The 20,932-nt window shown below is 60.2% G+C and carries 17 protein-coding genes; 7 read left to right on the forward strand and 10 right to left on the reverse strand.

Going from position 1 to position 20,932, the window contains the following annotated elements:
* Positions 1 to 23 precede the first annotated feature (23 nt).
* The 9 genes from phaC (KW839_RS10175) to KW839_RS10215 all read right to left on the reverse strand — a co-directional run bounded on the left by phaC (KW839_RS10175) (position 24) and on the right by KW839_RS10215 (position 12,477).
* The gene (gene phaC, locus KW839_RS10175; RefSeq protein ID WP_218424233.1) at positions 24 to 1,706 is read right to left on the reverse strand and encodes a class II poly(R)-hydroxyalkanoic acid synthase; all 1,683 of its coding nucleotides are present in this window, start codon (positions 1,704 to 1,706) and stop codon (positions 24 to 26) included.
* A 127-nt stretch (positions 1,707 to 1,833) separates the two neighbouring features.
* Entirely contained in the window at positions 1,834 to 2,688 is an 855-nt protein-coding gene (phaZ, locus tag KW839_RS10180; RefSeq protein WP_060542611.1) for a poly(3-hydroxyalkanoate) depolymerase, read from the reverse strand.
* A 156-nt stretch (positions 2,689 to 2,844) separates the two neighbouring features.
* On the reverse strand, positions 2,845 to 4,524 hold the full coding sequence (gene phaC, locus KW839_RS10185) for a class II poly(R)-hydroxyalkanoic acid synthase (protein WP_060542612.1): 1,680 nt from the start codon (positions 4,522 to 4,524) through the stop codon (positions 2,845 to 2,847).
* Positions 4,525 to 4,781: 257 nt separating this feature from the next.
* Complete coding sequence (locus KW839_RS10190) at positions 4,782 to 5,159, reverse strand: gamma-butyrobetaine hydroxylase-like domain-containing protein (RefSeq protein ID WP_060542613.1); 378 nt, start codon at positions 5,157 to 5,159, stop codon at positions 4,782 to 4,784.
* Positions 5,160 to 5,273: 114 nt separating this feature from the next.
* Positions 5,274 to 6,611, reverse strand: coding sequence for an HslU--HslV peptidase ATPase subunit (gene hslU / locus KW839_RS10195; protein WP_060542614.1), 1,338 nt, complete (start codon positions 6,609 to 6,611; stop codon positions 5,274 to 5,276).
* 55 nt (positions 6,612 to 6,666) lie between these two features.
* A complete protein-coding gene (gene hslV, locus KW839_RS10200; RefSeq protein ID WP_007975582.1) occupies positions 6,667 to 7,197 on the reverse strand; it encodes an ATP-dependent protease subunit HslV in 531 nt (176 codons plus the stop codon).
* A gap of 382 nt (positions 7,198 to 7,579) precedes the next feature.
* Complete coding sequence (locus KW839_RS10205) at positions 7,580 to 8,284, reverse strand: SPOR domain-containing protein (protein WP_060542615.1); 705 nt, start codon at positions 8,282 to 8,284, stop codon at positions 7,580 to 7,582.
* 1 nt (position 8,285) lies between these two features.
* Complete coding sequence (gene argS, locus KW839_RS10210) at positions 8,286 to 10,022, reverse strand: arginine--tRNA ligase (protein ID WP_218424234.1); 1,737 nt, start codon at positions 10,020 to 10,022, stop codon at positions 8,286 to 8,288.
* A 235-nt stretch (positions 10,023 to 10,257) separates the two neighbouring features.
* The gene (locus KW839_RS10215; RefSeq protein ID WP_218424235.1) at positions 10,258 to 12,477 is read right to left on the reverse strand and encodes a primosomal protein N'; all 2,220 of its coding nucleotides are present in this window, start codon (positions 12,475 to 12,477) and stop codon (positions 10,258 to 10,260) included.
* Positions 12,478 to 12,758: 281 nt separating this feature from the next.
* Here KW839_RS10215 and rpmE point away from each other — a divergent pair, with 281 nt between their 5' ends.
* The 3 genes from rpmE (at position 12,759) to KW839_RS10230 (ending at position 15,253) form a co-directional block, all read left to right on the forward strand.
* Entirely contained in the window at positions 12,759 to 12,977 is a 219-nt protein-coding gene (gene rpmE, locus KW839_RS10220) for a 50S ribosomal protein L31 (protein ID WP_008047849.1), read from the forward strand.
* Positions 12,978 to 13,012: 35 nt separating this feature from the next.
* Positions 13,013 to 13,804, forward strand: coding sequence for a thermonuclease family protein (locus KW839_RS10225; protein WP_218424317.1), 792 nt, complete (start codon positions 13,013 to 13,015; stop codon positions 13,802 to 13,804).
* Positions 13,805 to 13,984: 180 nt separating this feature from the next.
* Positions 13,985 to 15,253: a malic enzyme-like NAD(P)-binding protein gene (locus KW839_RS10230; protein ID WP_060542618.1), complete on the forward strand. Its 1,269-nt coding sequence runs from the start codon at positions 13,985 to 13,987 to the stop codon at positions 15,251 to 15,253.
* A 240-nt stretch (positions 15,254 to 15,493) separates the two neighbouring features.
* Here KW839_RS10230 and KW839_RS10235 read toward each other — a convergent pair whose 3' ends face one another.
* Entirely contained in the window at positions 15,494 to 17,932 is a 2,439-nt protein-coding gene (locus KW839_RS10235) for a penicillin-binding protein 1A (protein WP_371318067.1), read from the reverse strand.
* A gap of 219 nt (positions 17,933 to 18,151) precedes the next feature.
* Between KW839_RS10235 and KW839_RS10240 the strand changes: the two genes are divergently transcribed.
* Genes KW839_RS10240 through KW839_RS10255 form a run of 4 tightly spaced genes read left to right on the forward strand, consistent with a single transcriptional unit; the run spans position 18,152 to position 20,927 of the window.
* Positions 18,152 to 19,216 (forward strand): pilus assembly protein PilM, encoded by a 1,065-nt coding sequence (locus KW839_RS10240; RefSeq protein WP_218424237.1) that lies wholly within the window; start codon positions 18,152 to 18,154, stop codon positions 19,214 to 19,216.
* Positions 19,217 to 19,783, forward strand: coding sequence for a PilN domain-containing protein (locus KW839_RS10245; protein WP_218424238.1), 567 nt, complete (start codon positions 19,217 to 19,219; stop codon positions 19,781 to 19,783).
* Positions 19,780 to 20,403, forward strand: coding sequence for a type 4a pilus biogenesis protein PilO (locus KW839_RS10250; RefSeq protein ID WP_218424239.1), 624 nt, complete (start codon positions 19,780 to 19,782; stop codon positions 20,401 to 20,403). The genes KW839_RS10245 and KW839_RS10250 overlap by 4 nt, the downstream gene beginning before the upstream one ends.
* Positions 20,400 to 20,927, forward strand: a complete 528-nt coding sequence (locus KW839_RS10255; RefSeq protein WP_060542623.1) for a pilus assembly protein PilP — start codon at positions 20,400 to 20,402, stop codon at positions 20,925 to 20,927. Before KW839_RS10250 ends, KW839_RS10255 begins: the two co-directional genes overlap by 4 nt.
* Positions 20,928 to 20,932 lie beyond the last annotated feature (5 nt).

Genomic DNA, 20,932 nt, shown 5'->3' on the forward strand with positions numbered 1-20,932 from the left:
TCTTCTTAATGGTTCGTTTAGCGTCAGCGTACGCGCACGTAAGTACCGGGCGCGGCCTCCATCGGTGGATAATTCTGATTGCCGAGAGCCATGTGGGTTTCTTTCTTCGCGCCGGAGCGCTCCTGAATCCAGAGCAGCCATTGAGTCCACCAGCTGCCATCGACATGCTTGGCGTCGTAGTACCAGGCCCGTGGATCGCTGCTCAGTTTGCCGTTTTCGACGTAGTTGGCCTTCGGGTTGCCCGGCGGATTGAGAATGCTCTGCACATGACCGCTGTTGGACAGGACAAAGCGCCGCTCCCCACCCAGCAGCAGGGCGGAGCGGTACACCGCGTCCCACGGCGTGATGTGATCGTTGATGCCGGCCACGCTGAAGCTGTCGACATTTACCTTTTGCAAGTCGATTGGTGTACCGCAGACTTCCAGCCCGCCGGGGTGAGTCAGCGGGTTGTGCTTGAAGAAGTCCAGCAGGTCGCCATGCAGGGCGGCCGGCAGGCGCGTGTTGTCGTTGTTCCAGTAGAGGATGTCGAACGCTGGCGGCTCCTTGCCCAACAGGTAGTTGTTGACGAAGTAGCTCCAGATCAGATCGTTGGGGCGCATCCAGGCGAAAATCCTGGCCATGTCGCGCCCGTCCAGCACGCCCTTCTGATACGAGCGGCGCTTGGCGGCTTCAAGGGTCTGTTCATCGGCAAAGAGCGCCGCCGGACTGTCCATCTGGCTGTCCAGCAGGCTCACCAGATAGGTTGCGCTGGACACCCGCCGAAGCTGGCGCTTGGCCTGCAGGTGGCCCTGCAACGCGGCAATGGTCAGCCCGCCGGCACAGGCGCCCATCAAGTTGACCTCGCGCGCACCGGTGATCGCCCGGCAGACATTCATGGCTTCTTCCACGGCTGCAACGTAGGTCGACAGCCCCCACTCGCGGTGACGAACATCCGGGTTGCGCCAACTGATCATGAAGGTTTGCAAACCGTTTTTCAGTGCGTACTGGACGAAGCTGTTATGGGGGCTCAGATCGAATATGTAGTATTTGTTGATCTGCGGCGGCACCACCAGCAGCGGTTTGGAATACTGCTTTTCGCTCATCGGCTTGTACTGGATCAACTCCAGCAATTCGTTGCGAAACACCACGGCACCCGTGGTGGTGGCGACGGTCCTGCCGACCTCGAATGCCTGCTTGGTGACTTGCCTGGGCAGGCCGTCGTTGTGCAGAAGATCGTCGATCAGATGGCTGATGCCGCGGACCAGGCTGTTGCCGCCGGAGTTGAAGATCTCCTTGATCGCCAGCGGATTGAGCAGGCTGTTGGACGGCGACACCGCGTCGTTGAGCAAGGTAAAAACGAAGTGAGCCCGGGCGCGATCATCCGTGCTCATGTTGCTCTCGTCGATCCAGGTTTTGGTCTGTTTCTGCCAGCTGAGGTAGGCCTGCAGACTGCGACGGTAAAACGGGTTGAGGCTCCATGCCGGGTCGGCGAAACGAGCGTCATGCGGATTGGTCGGGTGCAGGGTATCCCCCAGCAGCACGCGGCCAAGCTGACCACCGAGTTTCAAGGCATGTCGGGCGCTGTGCAGCGGATTGCGTACGCCGTAGGCGGCAACGCTGCGCAGGGTCGATAACAGATCCCGCCCACTCAGGCCGCTAATCGCACTTTGTGCATTGATAAACACGGCGGGAGTGGGTAGGGAATCCCTCGCTGGTTTCTCGCGCATGAATCAACACTCCTTCGTCTTCAGGCCAAACAAAACACCGAACCAGAACAAACATAGACACTGTAATGGGTTGTTGCGCGGCGCGGCGTCCTGCCAATGCCTTTGCGCAAGCAAAAGCCAGGCCGGTTTAGCCGCCCAATGGCGCCGGATGCGGATGCATTACCGCACGCTGGCGCTCCTCCTCAAGGAATTTCATGATGATCGGCGCCACTGCTTCGGCCCGGGTAATCAGAAACAGGTGTCCGTCGTCGATGATGTGCAACTGGGCGTTGGGAATTCGCCAGGCCAGCAGGCGCATGTTGATCAGCGGAATCAGTGGATCGTCATCCCCTGCCAGCACCAGGGTCGGCTGGTTGATTTTGTGCAGCCAGTGAACGCTGGTCCAGCCGAAGCCGGCAAACAGCTGCCAGTAGTAGCCGAGCTTGCCCGCCGAACGGACCTTTGCCGCGTGATTGGCGGCCAGGGTCGGATCGCGACGGAACGAGCCGCCATAGATCAGCGGTGCAATGCGGATAACGTGGGAGGGCTGGATGTAGCGTCGAGGGCTGGCCATCATCCACAGCACTTTCGGCTTGCCCGGCACCATCACTGCGCCCGCCGCTGTCGCAGCCAGTACCAGTTTCTTGCAGCGCTCGGGATAGTCATAGGCGAACTGCTGGGCGAGAGCGCCGCCCCAGGAAACGCCGATTACATTGACTTGTCCGTAGTCGAGATAATCGAGCATGCGCGCCGTGAGCTTGGCCAGTCCGGGAAAGCGATATGGCCGACTCGGCGTCGATGAACCGCCGACACCGGGGACATCGAAGGCGATGACTTCCAGGTCCGGGTCCAGGGCCGCGATGAACGGAAATACCAGCTCCAGGTTGGCGCCGATGCCGTTGAAAATCAGCAGGGGCGTCAAATGAGGCTTGCCGGGGCGTACCGCGGTGCGGAGCGTCTGGCCATCCAGATCGACGGTACGGAATATAAAGGGTTGCGGCATGCTTCAGGCCTTGTGAGTCGCAGTTTCGAATTCTGCCTCGATCCCCTGTAGGAGCGGGCTTGCCCGCGAAGGCGTCAGGTCAGTCGACATTGATGTTGATGATCCATAGCTTTCGCGAGCAAGCCCGCTCCCACAAAGGGGGGCGGGGTGTGTCTGTTACCGCTCGTGTACGTAAGTGCCCGGTGCAGCTTCGCCTGCCGAATAAGCCTTGTTGCCCAGTTTCAGTGGAGCCTTTTTCAGGTTGCCCGAGCGCTCGCCCAGCCATGCGTGCCAGTGCAGCCACCAGGAGTCGGTGTGTTTGGTCGACTCTTCCTGCCAGTCATCGGCATTGACGGGCATTTCGGTGCTGGTCATGTAGCGCGACTTCGGATTGCCTGGCGGGTTGAGGATGCTCTGGATGTGGCCGCTGCTGGACAGTACGAATTCAACCTTGCCGCCGAACAGTTGTGCCGACTTGTAGCACGAGCGCCACGGGGTGATGTGGTCGCTGGTACCGGCCAGGGAAAACACATCGACCGTGACCTGCTTGAGATCGATCGGCGTGCCGCACACTTCCAGTGCATTAGGTCGAATCAGCGGGTTGTTTTTGAACATTTCGATCAGGTCGCCGTGGAACGCGGCCGGCAAGCGGGTGGTGTCGTTGTTCCAGAACAGGATGTCGAATACCGGAGGCTCGTTACCCAACAGGTAGTTGTTGACCCAGTAGTTCCAGATCAGGTCGTTGGGGCGCATCCAGGCGAAAACTTTCGCCATGTCACGGCCTTCAAGAACGCCGGCCTGGTAGGACTGGCGCTTGGCGGATTCGAGGGTTTGCTCGTCGACAAACAGGGCCACGTCGCTGTCCAGGGTGGTGTCGAGCACACTGACCAGCAGAGTCAGGGAGTTGACCTTCTTTTCACCGAGCGCCGCGTAATGACCCAGCAGCGCGGTACAGGTGATGCCGCCGGAGCAGGCGCCGAGCATGTTGATGTCTTTACTGCCGGTGATTGCGCTAATCACGTCGACCGCTTCCTTGAGCGCCTCGATGTAGGTCGAGAGGCCCCACTCGCGTTGCGCCTTGGTCGGGTTGCGCCAGCTGACGATAAAGGTCTGTACGTTGCTGCGCAGGCAGAAGCGCGCCAGGCTTTTTTCCGGACTCAGGTCGAAAACATAGAACTTGTTGATCTGCGGTGGTACCACCAGCAACGGCCGTTCATGGACCTGCTCGGTGGTCGGTTTGTACTGGATCAACTCCAGTACGTCATTGCGGAACACCACCGCACCTTCGGTCACAGCCAGGGTCTTGCCTACCTCGAATGCGCCCATGTTGACCTGGCTCGGCATGCCGCCGTTGTGTACCAGATCCTTGGCCAGATGCGAAAGGCCGTCGAGCAGGCTTTTGCCGCCGGTTTCGAAGAAGCGTTTGACCGCAGCCGGGTTGGCGGCGGTGTTGGTCGGAGCCATGGCCTCGGTCATGAGGTTGATCACGAAGTGCCCACGACTGACGTCACCGGCAGGCAGGTTGCTTTCATCGATCCACTGGTGGAGCTCCTTGCGCCACGCCAGGTATGTCTGCAGATAACGTTTGTAGAGCGGGTTCTGGCTCCAGGCCGGATCGTTGAAGCGACGGTCATCGCTCGACGGGTTCAGCTGGGATTTGCCCAACAATACGTTCTTGAGCTCCAGGCCGAAATGGGCAACATGCCGGGCGCTGTGAATCGGTTGTTTGATGGCCTGCCTGAGCACCATGCGAGCAGAAGCCAGTAGATCTTTTCCACGTAATCCAACGACTGGATTCAAACCCAGGGTGTTTTCCGAGGCTTGGTATTTCAAGTCATCGTTATTCTTGTCACTCATCTACGACGCTCCATTGTCCTGAGACCAGTACCGGGTCCTGCTGTGTACTCCCACAGCTAATGCCAGGTACTCCCGCCCAGGTGACCGTTAATACTGCATCGCTGCTTTTCAGTTCAGAGATCACTGCAGGGAACTTGCCAGTTCCATTGGTTACCCGAGTTTTATTTTTTTCGCAAGCAGGCCGATCTGTGGCGCTGGAGCCGAGCATTCAAACAGATGAAATTAGAAAATGCCTTCTAAAGAACGACAGGCTCGGATTAGAGCATCAGCTTGACCACGGACTGGTCCGGATCGCGGGTTTTTCCGGCCGCTTTGAGCTCGCCAAGATAATCGTCCCAGAGTGCGTCATAACGTCGCGCCAATTCGTACAGGTATTCCCAGGTGAACAAGCCGCTGTCGTGACCATCGTCGAATGTCAGTTTCAGTGCGTACTGACCGGCCGGTTCTATCTTGGTGAGAGCGACGTTGATTTTGCCGAATTGCAGGATGGGGTTGCCGTGGCCCTGGACCTCGGCGGAAGGCGAGTGCACGCGCAGGAATTCGGCAGGCAGGGTGTACTCCTCGCCGGACGCGTATTTCAGCGACAGGGTTTTCGAGGCTTTGTGCAGTTTGATGTCGGTGGGGAGTTGGGTCATGACCAAATGTCCGTTTGTATGCGTGGCCTGACCTTGTAGGAGCCGGCTTGCTGGCGATGGCGATCTGAGGTGCGCCATCGCCAGCAAGCCGGCTCCTACAAGGAATCACATGACCTACAGGATATAACGGGACAGGTCTTCGTTCTGCGCCAATTCGCCCAGGTGGCTGTTGACGTAGTCGGCGTCGATCTGGATGACCTTGCCGTCATGGCTGCTGGCCAGATCGCCGGCACTGAACGACACCTCTTCGAGCAGGCGCTCGAGCAGGGTGTGCAGGCGGCGGGCACCGATGTTTTCGGTCTTTTCGTTGACCTGCCAGGCGATCTCGGCGATACGCTTGATCCCGCTCGGCTGGAACTCGATGCCCAGGCCTTCGGTTTTCAGCAGAGCGCAATATTGCTCGGTGAGCGATGCGTGCGGCTCGCTGAGGATGCGTTCGAAGTCTTCCGGCGACAGCGCCTTGAGCTCCACGCGAATCGGCAGACGACCTTGCAGTTCGGGCACCAGGTCGCTCGGTTTGCTCAGGTGGAACGCACCGGAAGCGATGAACAGGATGTGGTCGGTCTTGACCATGCCCAGCTTGGTGTTGACGGTGCAGCCTTCGATCAACGGCAGCAGGTCGCGCTGCACACCTTCGCGGGACACGTCGACGCCACCGGAATTGCCGCGTTTGGCGACCTTGTCGATTTCGTCGATGAACACGATGCCGTGCTGCTCGACCGCTTCCAGAGCCTTGGCCTTCAACTCTTCATCGTTGACCAGACGGCTGGCTTCTTCGTCGCGCACCAGTTTCAACGCTTCTTTGACCTTGAGCTTGCGAGCTTTCTTTTTGCCCTTGCCCATATTGGCGAACAGGCTTTGCAGCTGGTTGGTCATTTCTTCCATGCCCGGAGGCGCGGAGATATCGACGCCGGCCATTTCGGCGACTTCGATTTCAATCTCCTTGTCATCCAGCTGACCTTCACGCAGGCGCTTGCGGAACAGCTGGCGGGTGTTGGAGTCGGCAGTCGGGGTGTCGTCGTTGCTGAAACCCATGCGCGGTGGAGGAAGCAGTGCATCGAGGATGCGTTCTTCGGCGGCGTCTTCGGCGCGGTGGCGGACCTTGACGATTTCCTGTTCGCGCAGGAGTTTGATGGCGGCATCGGCGAGGTCACGGATGATCGATTCGACATCGCGGCCAACATAGCCGACTTCGGTGAACTTGGTCGCTTCAACCTTGATGAACGGCGCATTGGCCAGCTTGGCCAGGCGACGGGCGATTTCGGTTTTGCCGACGCCGGTCGGGCCGATCATCAGGATGTTCTTGGGAGTCACTTCAACGCGCAGCTCTTCGGGCAGCTGCATCCGGCGCCAGCGATTGCGCAGGGCAATGGCGACGGCGCGCTTGGCATCGTCCTGGCCGATGATATGGCGATTGAGTTCGTGGACGATTTCGCGGGGAGTCATGGACATAATATTTGGCGGACCTCAAGCAAGAATGAGCCGTGGCGCGATGGCCTGCACGGGCTTACTCGGCGCAGTCCTGCTCCTCAATGGTCTGGGTGTGGTTGGTGAATACACAGATGTCGCCGGCGATGCCGAGGGCGGTTTCGACGATTTCCCGGGCAGACAGGTCGGTTTTTTTCAACAGCGCGCTGGCAGCGGCTTGAGCGTAGGCGCCACCGGAACCCATGGCGATCAGGCCGTCTTCGGGCTCAACCACATCGCCGTTACCGGTGATGATCAGGGACGCATCTTTGTTTGCAACCGCGAGCATGGCTTCCAGGCGGCTCAGGGAGCGGTCGGTGCGCCATTCTTTGGCGAGTTCGACAGCGGCGCGAACCAGATGGCCCTGGTGTTTTTCCAGCTGGCCTTCAAAGCGCTCGAAGAGGGTAAAGGCGTCAGCTGTAGCACCGGCAAAACCGGCGATGACCTGACCGTGATACAGGCGACGAACTTTTTTCGCGTTGCCTTTCATCACGGTGTTGCCAAGGGAAACCTGGCCGTCGCCGCCCATGACGACTTTGCCGTGGCGGCGAACTGAAACGATGGTGGTCAAGGGAAGAGTCTCCACGCAGCGGGGCGAAAATGCCTTATGCCCATTCATATGGGGGTGGTGGAGTGGATTTCAACTGAGAGAAGCGATGGGGGACGAATGGCGTGCACTAATTGTGGCGAGGGGGCTTGCTGTGGTGAGGGGGCTTGCCTGTGGTGAGGGGGCTTGCCTGTGGTGAGGGGGCTTGCCCCCGTTCGGTCGCGCAGCGGCCGCAAAATCAGTATCGCGGGTTTGCCTGAGGCAACGCGGTGTAGGGGTTTTGGGGGCGCTTCGCACCCCAGCGGGGGCAAGCCCCCTCGCCACAGAGGTTTTGGGATGCTTAAGCCCCTCACCACAGGGGGGGGGCTTAAGCCCCATCACCACAGGGTTTGGGGGCGAGCTCTATTCAGCGGTTCTGGCGTTGTTGTAACAACAGATTGCTGAACCCGGCGCCGGCCAGTTGCTTCTGGGCTGTGGTCAGTTGTTCGCGGTTGCTGAACGGACCGACCAGAACGCGATACCAGGTTTCGTCTTTCACGGTGCCGGACTCGACCGCCACAGCCTGGCCGAGCAGGATGATCTGCGCACGAACCTTGTCTGCGTCAGCCTCTTTGCGGAACGAGCCCGCCTGCAGGAAGAACCTGGTCACCGGCGCAGCCTTGACCGGCGGCGCTGGCGGCGGCGTGATACCGGCCAAGGCTGCCTGCGCGCGGGCGGTATCGATCTTCGCCGCTTCCGCCGGGGTGACCGGTGTCGTCGGAATCGCCGGCACTTGTGGCGTCGGCAGGGTTTTTTCCGGCACGGCGTCCGGCGGCACGATGACTTCCGATTCCGGCAGCAAGGTGTAGAAGTCGTACTTCGGCTTCACCGGTTGCGTCGGGCTCGGCGGCGTCTTGTTGGCCTCGGCGATCTTGGCTTTCTGCTGTTGCTCGACCTTTTCGCGTTTGACCGTGTCACTGCCTTTGCCGGGCTCCAGCTTCATCAGGAACACGATGAACGCGCCGACCGTCAGGCCGATGGCCATCCACAGCCAGCCCGGGATCGGCTGCTTTGCTGGAGCTTGGTAACGGCTGGCGCCACGCTTGGGTGCAGGTTTTTTCTTGGCAGCCAACTTACATACGCTCCAGAGTTTCCAGGCCCAAGAGTTCCAGGCCTTGCTTGAGAGTGCGGCCGGTCAACGCGGCGAGGCGCAGGCGGCTCTGCATTTGTGCCGGGGTGTCGGCGGCGAGGATCGGGCAGTTCTCGTAGAAACTGGAGAACAGGCCGGCGACATCGTACAGGTAGGTGCAGAGGGTGTGCGGCGTGCCTTTTTCCGACACATTGTTCAGCACTTCGCCAAACTGCGCGAGTTTCGCTGCCAGTTCATGCTCGTGCGGCGCCTCCAGAACGATCTGGCCTTCGACTTCGCTGAATTCCTTGCCGAGTTTGCGGAATACGCCAGCCACGCGGGTGTAGGCATACAGCAGATACGGCGCGGTATTGCCTTCGAAGTTCAGCATCAGATCGAAGTTGAAGCTGTAGTCGCTGGTGCGGTGCTTGGACAGGTCGGCGTATTTCACCGCACCGATGCCCACGACCTTGGCGATGTTGCGCAGGTCGGCCTCGGCCAGCTCCGGGTTCTTGTCCTTCACCAGGGTGTAGGCGCGCTCCTGGGCTTCGGTCAGCAGGTCGATCAGCTTCACGGTGCCGCCGTCACGGGTCTTGAACGGACGGCCATCGGCGCCGTTCATCGTGCCGAAGCCCATGTGTTCCATTTCCATCGGATGGGTCACGAAGCCGGCCTTGCGCGCCACGGCGAACACTTGCTGGAAGTGCAGGGCCTGACGCTGGTCGACGAAATACAGCGCGCGATCAGCCTTGAGCTTGCCGCTGCGGTAGCGCACGGCGGCCAGGTCGGTGGTGGCGTACAGGTAGCCGCCATCGGCCTTGACGATGATGACAGGCAGCGGGTCGCCATCGGCATTTTTGAATTCGTCGAGGAACACGCATTGGGCGCCGTTACTCTCGACCAGCATGCCGGCGGCCTTGAGGTCATTGACCACGTTGATCAGGTCGTCGTTGTAGGCGCTTTCGCCCATCACGTCGGCCATGGTCAGTTTGACGTTGAGCAGTTCGTAGATCTTCTGGCAGTGGGACAGCGAGATGTCCTTGAACTTGGTCCACAGGGCCAGGCAGTCGGCATCGCCGGCCTGCAGCTTGACCACCAGGCCACGGGCGCGGTCGGCGAACTCTTCGGATTCGTCGAAGCGTTGCTTGGCGGCACGGTAGAAGTTTTCCAGGTCCGACAGTTCGTCGCTGGTGATCGGGTTTTCCTGCAGGTAGGCCATCAGCATGCCGAACTGGGTGCCCCAGTCGCCGACGTGGTTCTGACGGATCACTTCGTCGCCGAGGAATTCCAGGACACGTGCCACGCCGTCGCCGATGATGGTTGAGCGCAAGTGGCCGACGTGCATCTCTTTGGCCAGGTTCGGTGCCGACAGGTCAACCACCGTACGCTGTACCGGAGCGGCCTTGCGCACACCAATGCGCTCGTCGGCCAGGGCCGCGTCCAGGCGCGAAGCCAGGGCCTGGGTGTTCTGGAAGAAGTTCAGGAAGCCAGGACCTGCGATTTCGGTCTTGCTGACGTTTTCGTCTGCCGGCAGCGCGGCGATGATTTTCTCGGCCAGGTCGCGTGGCTTCATGCCCGCAGGCTTGGCCAGCATCATCGCGATGTTGCTGGCGAAGTCGCCGTTCTTCTTGTCACGAGAGTTTTCCACCTGGATCGCCGGCGACAGGCCTTCAGGCAACACACCTTCGTTGACGAGTTGGGTGATGGCTTGTTGGATCAGCTGGCGAATGGTGTCTTTCATGGTCTTCTCTTTCGACCGCTGGCGCGGCGGCGCATCGTGCGCTGGTGGAAAAACTGGGCATTATCCGTTGCGAAGACGGGCTTGCCAACCTTAGCAGGCTGCTTATGGATGTGTGGTGACAAATAGACCGCTTTTGCGAGCAAGCCCGCTCCCACAAGGGTGGTGATATGACGCAGAACATGTGAACGCCGCGGGTCCTGTGGGAGCGGGCTTGCTCGCGAAAGCGATCCGCCAATCAATACAGATCCACGGGATCGACATCCAGAGACCAACGCACCGCCCGTCCGCTCGGCATCTGCTCCAGCACCAGCAACCAACTGGCCAGCAACCGATGCAACGGCGCCCGAGCCGTGGCCTGCAACAATAGTTGCGCCCGATATCGCCCGGCCCGACGTTCCATCGGCGCCGGCACCGGCCCCAGCAGTTCAATTCCGGTCAGGTTCTGTTCGGCCAGCAAGCGTTCGGCTTCGCTGCACGCCTCATCAAGAAATCCTTCCGCCTGCCCCGGTTTATGCGCTTCGGCCCGCAGCAGCGCCAGGTGCGCAAACGGTGGCAAACCCGCCGCACGACGTTCGCTCAAGGCCTGTTCGGCAAAGGCGAAATAGCCTTGCTCGGTCAATTGCACCAGCAACGGATGATCAGCCAGGTGGGTCTGGATGATCACCTTGCCGGGCTCTTCGGCGCGGCCAGCGCGGCCGGCGACCTGGACGATCAACTGCGCCATGCGCTCGCTGGCGCGGAAATCACCGGAGAACAAACCGCCATCAGCGTCGAGGATCGAGACCAGCGTTACCCGTGGAAAGTGGTGTCCTTTGGCAAGCATTTGCGTGCCGATCAGAATGCACGGCTGGCCTTTCTGAATGGTCGCGAACAACTGGTTCATTGCGTCCTTGCGCGACGTGCTGTCGCGGTCTACCCGCAGCACCGGATAGTCCGGGAACAGAATCGCCAGGCGCTCTTCGGCCCGTTCAGTGCCGGCACCTACCGGGCGCAAGTCGACCTTGTTGCATTTAGGGCACTGACGCGGCACGCGTTCGACGTAGCCGCAATGGTGACAACGCAGTTCCCCGTAACGTTGATGCACGGTCATGCGCGCGTCGCAGCGCTGGCATTCGGACATCCAGCCGCAGTCATGACACAGCAGGGTTGGCGCAAAGCCCCGGCGGTTGAGGAAAACCAGTACTTGCTGACCGGCTGCAAGGGTCTGGCCGATGGCCTGTTGCATCGGCCCGGAAATGCCGCTGTCCAGCGGGCGACTTTTTACGTCCAGGCGCAGGAATCGCGGCTGCTTGGCGCCACCGGCACGTTCGTTCAGCCGTAACAGCCCATAGCGACCGGTGTAGGCGTTGTGCAGGCTTTCCAGCGAGGGTGTGGCGGACCCGAGGACAATCGGGATGTTTTCCTGCCGCGCTCTGACCAGTGCAAGGTCACGGGCGTGATAACGCAGGCCTTCCTGCTGCTTATAAGAGCCATCGTGCTCTTCGTCGATGATGATCAGTCCGGGGTTCTTCATTGGCGTGAACAGCGCCGAGCGGGTGCCGATGATGATGTCGGCCTCGCCGTCCCGGGCGGCAAGCCAGGCCTCGAGGCGCTCACGATCATTGACCGCCGAGTGGATCAGGGCGATGCGTGCATTGAAGCGTTGTTCGAAGCGCGCCAGGGTCTGCGGCCCTAGGTTGATTTCCGGGATCAGCACCAAGGCCTGCTTGCCGGCTTCCAGGGTTTCGCGGATCAGTTGCAAATACACTTCGGTCTTGCCGCTGCCGGTGACGCCGGCCAGCAGGAAGGCGTGATAGCTGTCGAAGCCGGCGCGAATCGCTTCATACGCGGCCTGCTGTTCGGGGTTGAGCGGCAGCTCGGGTTGCGCCAGCCAGTGTTCGTGGCGAGCACCAGGGGCGTGCCGGCGAATTTCGACCTGCACCAGATCCTTGGCCAGCAGCAGATCGAGGCTGTCCTTGCTCAGCATCAATTTGCTCAGTAACTGATGGGCGACGCCGTGGGGATGCTGCGCGAGTGTCGCCAGGGCTTCGCGCTGGCGCGGGGCGCGGGCGATGCGCGGGTCATCGAGGCTGGCGCCGGGCGCGGCGGACCAGAAGCGTTCCTGGCGTGCTTCGGCCAGTTCGCCCTGACGCAGTAGCACCGGCAACGCCCAGCTCAGGGTGTCGCCAAGGCTGTGCTGATAATACTGCGAGGTCCACAGGCACAGTTTGAACAGCGCCGGCGGCAGTGGCGGCGTGGCGTCGAGCAGGGCCAGGGCCGGCTTGAGTTTTTCTGCGGGTACTTCACTGGTGTCGGTGACTTCCACCAGGATTCCGATCATTTCCCGTCGACCGAACGGCACTCGCAGGCGCATGCCGGGGTGCAACTGGGCGCGCAGCACCCCGGCCGGCGCGCGATAGTCGAACAGGCGGCGCAGAGGCGATGGCAGGGCGAGGCGCAAAATGGCGTCGGGCACGCGGGGATCTCGATAGGCGGAACAAACAGCAGGGCTATGACCTGTGGGAGCGGGCTTGCTCGCGAAGACGGAGTGTCAGTCAGCATTCAAGTCGTCTGACACACCGCTTTCGCGAGCAAGCCCGCTCCCACAGGGGCGGCGATTTGGTCGGGAGCCTAGCAGACGACCGGTTTGAGGGACAGCTTGCGTGATTGGCATTGTCTGGTAGAATCCGCGGCCTAATTACGTGCGGTATTCAACAATAGTGTTGGGTGGCGGCACGCTAGCCCGAGGAAGACACCATGAAAGCTGATATCCATCCAGAATACCCAGCAGTTGCTGTTACCTGCAGCTGCGGCAACAAGTTCGAAACCCGTTCGACCTTCGGCAAAGCCCTGGCGATCGACGTTTGCAACGAATGCCACCCGTTCTACACCGGTAAGCAGAAGACTCTGGACACTGGCGGCCGCGTTCAGCGCTTCGCCGACCGTTTCGGTGCATTCGGTGCGAAAAAGGCCTAAGGCCGATCAACTTGGGAAGCCGTTACGGTTTTTCCTTGCTGATGAAAAAGGCGTCCCTGGTGGGCGCCTTTTTTATGTCCGCGATTTGGCTATCAACGGCCCAGGCCTTCTGTCCGGCGCCCATCGGCCTGACCTCGGTCGCCGTAGAGCGCGTGATAGACGGCGACACCTTGCGCCTGATCGATGGCCGCAGCGTGCGCTTGATCGGCTTGAATACCCCGGAGCTGGGCAAAAAGGGGCGTAGCGACGAACCCTTCGCCGTGGCCGCGCGCAAACGCCTCGAAGCGCTGGTGGCGGCGAGCGATAGACGGGTCCAATTGTTGCCCGGTAAAGAAAGCAAAGATCACTACGGCCGTACCCTGGCCCATGTCTACGGTGCCGATGGAGCCAACTTCGAAGCGCAAATGCTCGCCGAGGGCCTGGGTTTTCAAGTCGCGGTCGCACCGAATGTCGATCTGGTCGTCTGTCAGCAAGAGGCGGAACGCAGCGCCCGTCAGGCCGGGCTCGGCGTGTGGCGCCAGTCACCTGTGCTGAAAGCGGATCAGATCAACGCTCCCGGCTTTGCCGTGCTCAGCGGTCGTGTGAGCAAGGTTCAACGCAATCGCGGCGGGTTTTGGATCGAGTTGCAGGATTCAGTTGTATTGCACGTTGCCCCCAATTGGCTGGCGCGGTTCGATGAAAAATCTCTGGAAGGGTTGAAAGGCAGGCAAGTCGAGGCTCGCGGCTGGGTGCTGGACCGTTCGCGACGTGGAGGGCGAAAGGAAGGGCAGGCGCGCTGGATGTTGCAATTGACCGACCCGGCGATGCTTCAGGCAACGCAATTATAAAAAATTGTAGACATTTTTTCTTTCGATTGTGAACACTGTATCCCTTGTGTTCCGTGGGTCTTGGGCCAAAGTCGTAGAGCAGGGCGCTTGACAGGGGTGACCGGTCAGTCTTGTGGGGACTTTGCGAGGCGCGTATCCTCGCTGACCAGTCTGTCCCACAGTAAAAAGCGGAATGCCAAAATGTCTGATCTGAAAACTGCCGCTCTCGAATATCATGCCAATCCTCGTCCAGGGAAGCTGAGTGTCGAGCTCACCAAGGCCACTGCTACCGCCCGCGACCTGTCGCTGGCCTACAGCCCGGGCGTAGCCGAACCAGTGCGCGAGATCGCCCGCGATCCTGAACTGGCCTACAAGTACACCGGCAAAGGCAACCTGGTCGCAGTTATTTCCGATGGCACCGCGATTCTCGGCCTGGGTAACCTCGGCCCATTAGCCTCCAAGCCAGTAATGGAAGGCAAAGGCGTACTGTTCAAGCGCTTCGCCGGCATTGATGTTTTCGACATCGAAGTCGACTCCGAAAGCCCTCAAGCCTTCATCGACACCGTCAAGCGCATCTCCATCACCTTCGGCGGCATCAACCTGGAAGACATCAAGGCGCCTGAGTGCTTTGAGATCGAGCGCACCCTGATCGAACAGTGCGACATTCCGGTATTCCACGATGACCAGCACGGCACCGCTATCGTAACCGCCGCAGGCATGATCAACGCCCTGGAAATCGCCGGCAAAACCCTGGCGCAAGCCAAGATCGTTTGCCTGGGCGCCGGCGCCGCCGCTATCTCCTGCATGAAATTGCTGGTGAGCATGGGCGCCAACATCGAAAACATCTACATGGTTGACCGTACCGGCGTGATCCATTCCGGCCGTGACGACCTGAACCAGTACAAGGCCGTGTTCGCTCACGCGACTGACAAGCGCACCCTGGCTGACGCACTGCAAGGCGCGGACGTATTCGTCGGCCTGTCCGGCCCGAATCTGCTGAGCCCTGAGGGCCTGCTGTCGATGGCGGCCAACCCGATCGTGTTCGCGTGCTCCAACCCGGATCCGGAAATCTCCCCGGAACTGGCCCACGCCACGCGTAACGACGTGATCATGGCTACCGGCCGTTCGGACTACCCGAACCAGGTCAACAACGTACTGGGCTTCCCGTTCATCTTCCGTGGTGCCCTGGACGTTCGCGCCAAGCGCATCAACGAAGAAATGAAAGTGGCTGCTGCCAATGCCCTGCGCGAACTGGCCAAGCTGCCAGTGCCTCAGGAAGTGTGCGACGCCTACGGCGGCATCAAGCTGGAATTCGGTCGTGAGTACATCATTCCAAAACCAATGGATGCCCGTCTGATCACCCTGATCTCCGACGCTGTGGCCAAGGCGGCGATCGAAACCGGCGTGGCGACCCTGCCGTATCCGAAGAACTACCCGCTCAAAAGCGTGGATGATGTGTTCAACGGCTAAGTCGTTGTAGCGCTTCAACAAAAAGCCCCGGCTCGTGAGAGTCGGGGCTTTTTTGTGCCTGAAGGTTTTGTGTCGATAGTGACGGCCGCATCGCCAGCAGGCTAGCTCCCACCTTGAAATGCGATCCTCTGTGGGAGCTAGCCTGCTAGCGATAGGGCCAGTCCAGTCAGCACATAACCTCATTGACAATAAAAAGCCCCGACTCTCACGAGCCGGGGCTTTTTGCATTGCGCTACATGATCAGAACAAGTCGATCGGCGCCGCTTCGTCAGCCGGCAGCGGGCTGCCAGGAAGATTGCCGTTGCCCAGTTCGTCGGCTGACGGCGGGGTGTCTTCGGCCTTGAACAGCTCGAAGTAAGCACCTGGCGTGCCTGGAGTGGCCGCACGACCGCTGATCGGGTCTACGCGCAAGCTTAGAATGCCCTCCGGTTCCGGCTGGGTATGTGGCGGCTTGTCTTTGAGGGCTGCACCCATGTAGCTCATCCAGATCGGCAGTGCGACTGTACCGCCGAATTCCTTGCGGCCCAGGCTCTCGGGCTGATCAAAGCCGGTCCACACGGTGGTGACGTAATCGGCGTTATACCCGGAGAACCAGGCGTCCTTGGATTCGTTGGTGGTACCTGTCTTGCCGGCGAGGTCGCTGCGACCCAAGGCCAATGCCCGTCGACCGGTGCCGCGCTTGATCACGTCCTCGAGCATGCTGTTGAGGATGTACGTGGTGCGCCCATCGACGATACGTTCGGCCACCGCCGGTGTTTGTGGCGCTGGCGTAGTGCCCGGGGTTTCGGCCGGGGTCGCATTGACGGTAAAGGCTTCAGCGGCCGGTACGGCGATGCCGTCGCTGATGGTGCCGCCCTGAGGCACGCTTGGCGGGTTGGCGACGAACAGCGTGTCGCCATTGCGGCTTTCGATCTTGTCGATGATGTACGGGGTGATCTTGTAGCCGCCGTTGGCGAAGGTGCTCCAGCCGGTGGCGATTTCCATGGGCGTCAGGGTAGCGGTGCCCAGCGCCAGGGACAGGTTGGGCGGCAGGTCCTGCTTGTTGAAGCCAAAGCGAGTGATGTAGTCGATGGTTTTGCCAACGCCCATCGCCTGCAACAGGCGGATCGATACCAGGTTGCGCGACTTGTACAACGCTTCGCGCAGACGGATCGGGCCGAGGAAGGTGTTGGTGTCGTTCTTCGGACGCCAGACCTTGTCCAGGTACTCGTCGACAAATACGATCGGGGCATCGTTCACCAGGCTGGAGGCGGTATAGCCACTATCCAGCGCAGCGCTGTACACAAACGGCTTGAAGCTCGAACCCGGTTGGCGCTTGGCCTGCATTGCGCGGTTGTAATTGCTCTGCTCGAAGGCGAAGCCGCCGACCAGTGAGCGTATGGCGCCGTTCTGCGGGTCCAGGGAAACCAGCGCGCCCTGGGCTTGCGGGATCTGGCTGAATTTCAGCGAGTTGTCCGCCTGGCGCTGCACGCGAATCAGGTCGCCGACCTGAGCCACATCCGCAGGCTGCTTCGGATTGGGGCCCATGCTGTTGGTGTTAAGGAACGGGCGGGCCCATTTCATGGTGTCCCAGCTGACATGTCCCTCACCGCCACGGGTCAGTACTTGCAGGCCGTTCTTGTCGACCTGAGTGACGATGGCCGGTTCCAGGCTGCTGATGGTGCGTTGCTTGGTCAGTTCGGTGGCCCAGGCTTCACGGGTCTTGCCCGGCAGGCGTGACTCGGGGCCGCGATAGCCGTGGCGCTGGTCATAGGTCATCAAGCCTTCATGGACCGCGGTGTTGGCCAGCTCCTGCAGATCACTCGGTACCGTGGTGGTGACGCGAAAACCTTCGGTATATGCGTCGCTGCCGTACCGGCCGACCATTTCGGCCCGCGCCATTTCGGCGATGTAAGGTGCGTTCACTTCCGGTGTCGGCACGTGATAACTGGCGTTCAATGGTTCGTTGATCGCGGTGGTGTAGTCGGCTTCGCTGATTTTTCCGAGCTTGTACATGCGCCCCAGGATCCAGTCGCGACGCTCCTTGCTGCGCGCCGGATTGGCCAGCGGGTTGAAGCGCGACGGCGCCTTGGGCAGGCCGGCAATCATCGCCATCTGCGCCAGGCTGACGTCGCGGATCGACTTGCCGTAATAGACCTGCGCCGCTGCCTCGATACCGTAGGCACGGTTGCCCAGATAGATCTTGTTGACGTACAGCTCAAGGATTTCGTCCTTGGTCAGCTGTCGTTCGATCTGCAGGGCCAGAAGGATTTCAGTGGTTTTGCGCGAGAAGCTGCGTTCGCTGGTCAGGAAGAAGTTCTTCGCCACCTGCATGGTGATGGTGCTGCCGCCGGACTGGATGTGTCCGCTTTTTACCAGTTGGGTGGCGGCACGCATCAGGCTGCTGGGGTCTACGCCGTAGTGGTTGGCGAAATTGTCGTCTTCAGCACTTAGTAACGCATTAATGAAATTGGGGGGAATGTCGGCGAAACGGATCGGGGTTCGGCGCATTTCGCCAAACTCTGCAATCAACTTGTTATCGCTGCTGTACACCCGCAAAGGGATCTGCAACTGGATGCTTCGCAGCGCCTCCACCGATGGCAAACCGGGGCTAAGGTAGAGAAACGCCCCGCTCAGACCCAAGAGGAGTCCGCAGAAAACCGCGACGATGGACCAACCGAAAAACTTCAGCAGACGAATCAAGGCTTTTGGATATCCAGGGCAAAGAATGAATTGGGCAGCAGGGTTCGGGCAAACAAGGAGAACGTCCCGCGCTCGAGCAAAAAGCGGAAAAAAACGCTGGGCATTATAAGCATTTTTCCGTCGAGAGCGTCATTTGCACTGGTGTCAAGACGGGCGGTTTGAACGCAATGGATATTGCACAGTCCGTAACTCACGGAAAGTCATAGGGAATTTGTAGTGCCAGGACTCTTCAACAAAAAGACCAATACGCTTTTGGGAATCGACATCAGCTCCACCTCGGTCAAGCTTCTGGAGCTCAGCCGCCAGGGGGGGCATTACCGGGTCGAAGCCTACGCGGTGGAGTCACTGCCTGTCGGTGCCGTGATCGAGAAAAACATTGTTGAGGTCGATGCGGTGGCGCAGGCCCTTACGCGTGCGCTGCTCAAGGCCAGAACCAGCCTCAAGAAGGCGGCAGTGGCGGTGGCGGGCTCGGCGGTCATCACCAAAACCATCGAGATGGATGCCGGCCTTGGTGACGACGAGATGGACCGCCAACTGAAGGTCGAGGCAGATCAGTACATTCCCTATCCGCTGGATGAAGTGGCGATCGACTTTGAGGTCCAGGGGCTCTCGGCCCGTAATCCCGGGCGCGTCGACGTACTGCTCGCCGCCTGCCGCAAGGAAAACGTCGAAGTCCGTGAAGCCGCGCTGGCGCTTGCCGGTCTGACCGCCCGTGTGGTCGACGTGGAAGCTTATGCGCTGGAGCGTTCATATGAGTTGCTTTCCCGCCGGCTGGAGGCTGCCCGGGAGCTCGTGACGGTAGCGGTGATGGACATTGGAGCGACGATGACCACCCTGAGCGTGTTGCGCGGCGGGCGGACTATCTACACACGCGAGCAGTTGTTCGGTGGCCGCCAGCTGACGGAAGACATCCAGCGCCGTTATGGCCTGACAATGGAGCAGGCGGGGCTGGCAAAGAAGAATGGCGGGTTGCCGAACGATTACGTCAGCGAGGTGTTGCAGCCGTTCTGTGAGCTGCTGGTACAGCAAGTGTCGCGTTCGCTGCAGCAGTTCTTCGCTTGCGGTCAGTACAACTCGGTCGACCACATTCTGTTGGCGGGTGGGACGGCGTCGGTCCCGGGGCTGGATCAATTGATAGAACAGCGATTGGGCACTGCGACGCAGGTGGCAAACCCGTTTCTGGGCATGTCCCTGTCCGGCAAGGTCAGCAAGGCGGCAATGGTGAGTGACATGCCGGCACTTCTGATTGCCTGCGGGCTGGCCATGCGGAGTTTCGACTGAATGGCGCGGATCAATCTTTTACCCTGGCGCGACGAGCAGCGGGAAGTCCGGCGTAAACAGTTTCTGCTGATTCTTCTGGCCGTGCTGGTGGGTTCGGCAGGGGCGGTTTTGATCGCTAACCAGGTCGTCAGCGCCGACATTGACCGACAAGTCGCGCGCAATGATTACATCGGTGGGCAGATTACCGTGGTCGAGGAACGCATCAAACAGGTCGATGACCTCAGGGATCGCCGCCAGCAACTGCTCGAGCGCATGCGCATCATCCAGGACCTGCAAGTTAACCGACAGATCAGCGGGCGGATATTCGACCAGTTGGCGCGCACCTTGCCCGATGGCGTGTATTTCACTGAAGTGGAAATGACTGGCCGCAACCTGTCCATCACTGGCGTGGCGCAATCGAACAATCGTGTGTCGGACCTGATGCGCAATCTGGAGGCTTCGGACTGGTTCGGCGCGCCGAGCCTTACCGAAGTCAAAACGACCACCGCCGGTCAGATGGGGCAGGCTAACGTTTTTCAACTGAGCGTTCGCCAGACTCAGCCTGCGGCAGCGGAGGACGGGCAATGAGTCCGTCCGAATGGGTCGAAGGACTGCGCAGGATCGACATCAACGACCTGGATACCAGCAACATGGGTTCCTGGCCACCAGTCATCAAGTTCCTGGTGGCCGTCCTGGCCATGATTGTGGTGGTAGCGGCGGGCTACAATTTTTCTACCCGTGAACTTGAGAGCCAACTCAATCTCAAGCATGAGGAGGAGTTCCTGCTAATGGAGCGATTCGCCGCCAAAACCCAAGTGGCAGCGAGTATGGAGCTCTACACGCAGCAACTGAAAGAAATGCAGAGTTCTTTCAATGTGCTGCTGGGGCAACTACCCAGTGACACTGAAGTGCCTGGCCTGCTGGAGGACATCACGCGTACCGGTCTGGGCAGCGGCCTGGAGTTTGAAGAGATCAAACTGCTGCCGGAGATTTCCCAGCCGTTCTACATCGAACTGCCAATCCAGATCACCGTCACCGGCGCCTATCACGACCTGGCCAGGTTCATCAGTGGCGTGAGTGGTTTGCCGCGGATCGTGACCCTGCATGACTTCGACCTGGTGCCGGTCAATCCGGATGCTGGTCCGAAGTTGCGCATGAATATCCTGGCCAGGACTTACCGCTACAACGACCAGGGGCTGCATCAATGAGCCCTGCACGTTGTTTATCGGTCGCGGTGTTGTCGGCTGTGCTCGCCGCTTGTGACGCCGGTAATGACTTCAGTGACGTTGACGCGTACATGAGCGAAATGCGCCAGCGAGCCCCCGGCAAAATTGAACCAACGCCGACATTCCGGTCTTACCCGACATTCACCTACAGCGCGGCGAATCTGCGCAGTCCGTTTTCGCAGCAGGTCAGACTCGATTCGGCAGCTGGTAACCACGGCTCGCGCGCCGTCAGTCCCGACCCCTATCGGGACAAGCAATACCTCGAAGGTTTCAATATCGAGCAGTTTGAAATGGTCGGCACAATCTCCAATGCAACCGGATCTTTTGCGCTGTTGCGCGGGGCTGGTGGCGTGCATCGGCTGAAAGTCGGCGATTACCTGGGGCGTAATGACGGGCGAATAGTCGCGATCAGCGGCTCGCAAGTCGATGTGGTGGAAATTATCCCCGACGGTGAAGGTGCCTGGCTGGAACGCCCCCGGATTCTCCCTTTGAAACAGCACTCATAGTGGAA

It is taken from the genome of Pseudomonas sp. PDM31 (assembly GCF_019218965.1).
In the GTDB taxonomy this organism is placed as follows: Bacteria; Pseudomonadota; Gammaproteobacteria; order Pseudomonadales; family Pseudomonadaceae; genus Aquipseudomonas.

Bases quoted from the DNA above. Each gene is read 5' to 3' on its own strand.
- argS (WP_218424234.1), bottom strand. From the start codon at position 10,022: ATGAAAGACACCATTCGCCAGCTGATCCAACAAGCCATCACCCAACTC.
- KW839_RS10230 (WP_060542618.1), top strand. From the start codon at position 13,985: ATGTCTGATCTGAAAACTGCCGCTCTCGAATATCATGCCAATCCTCGT.
- KW839_RS10250 (WP_218424239.1), top strand. From the start codon at position 19,780: ATGAGTCCGTCCGAATGGGTCGAAGGACTGCGCAGGATCGACATCAAC.
- phaC (WP_218424233.1), bottom strand. From the start codon at position 1,706: ATGCGCGAGAAACCAGCGAGGGATTCCCTACCCACTCCCGCCGTGTTT.
- hslU (WP_060542614.1), bottom strand. From the start codon at position 6,611: ATGTCCATGACTCCCCGCGAAATCGTCCACGAACTCAATCGCCATATC.
- phaC (WP_060542612.1), bottom strand. From the start codon at position 4,524: ATGAGTGACAAGAATAACGATGACTTGAAATACCAAGCCTCGGAAAAC.
- rpmE (WP_008047849.1), top strand. From the start codon at position 12,759: ATGAAAGCTGATATCCATCCAGAATACCCAGCAGTTGCTGTTACCTGC.
- KW839_RS10245 (WP_218424238.1), top strand. From the start codon at position 19,217: ATGGCGCGGATCAATCTTTTACCCTGGCGCGACGAGCAGCGGGAAGTC.
- KW839_RS10255 (WP_060542623.1), top strand. From the start codon at position 20,400: ATGAGCCCTGCACGTTGTTTATCGGTCGCGGTGTTGTCGGCTGTGCTC.
- KW839_RS10190 (WP_060542613.1), bottom strand. From the start codon at position 5,159: ATGACCCAACTCCCCACCGACATCAAACTGCACAAAGCCTCGAAAACC.
- phaZ (WP_060542611.1), bottom strand. From the start codon at position 2,688: ATGCCGCAACCCTTTATATTCCGTACCGTCGATCTGGATGGCCAGACG.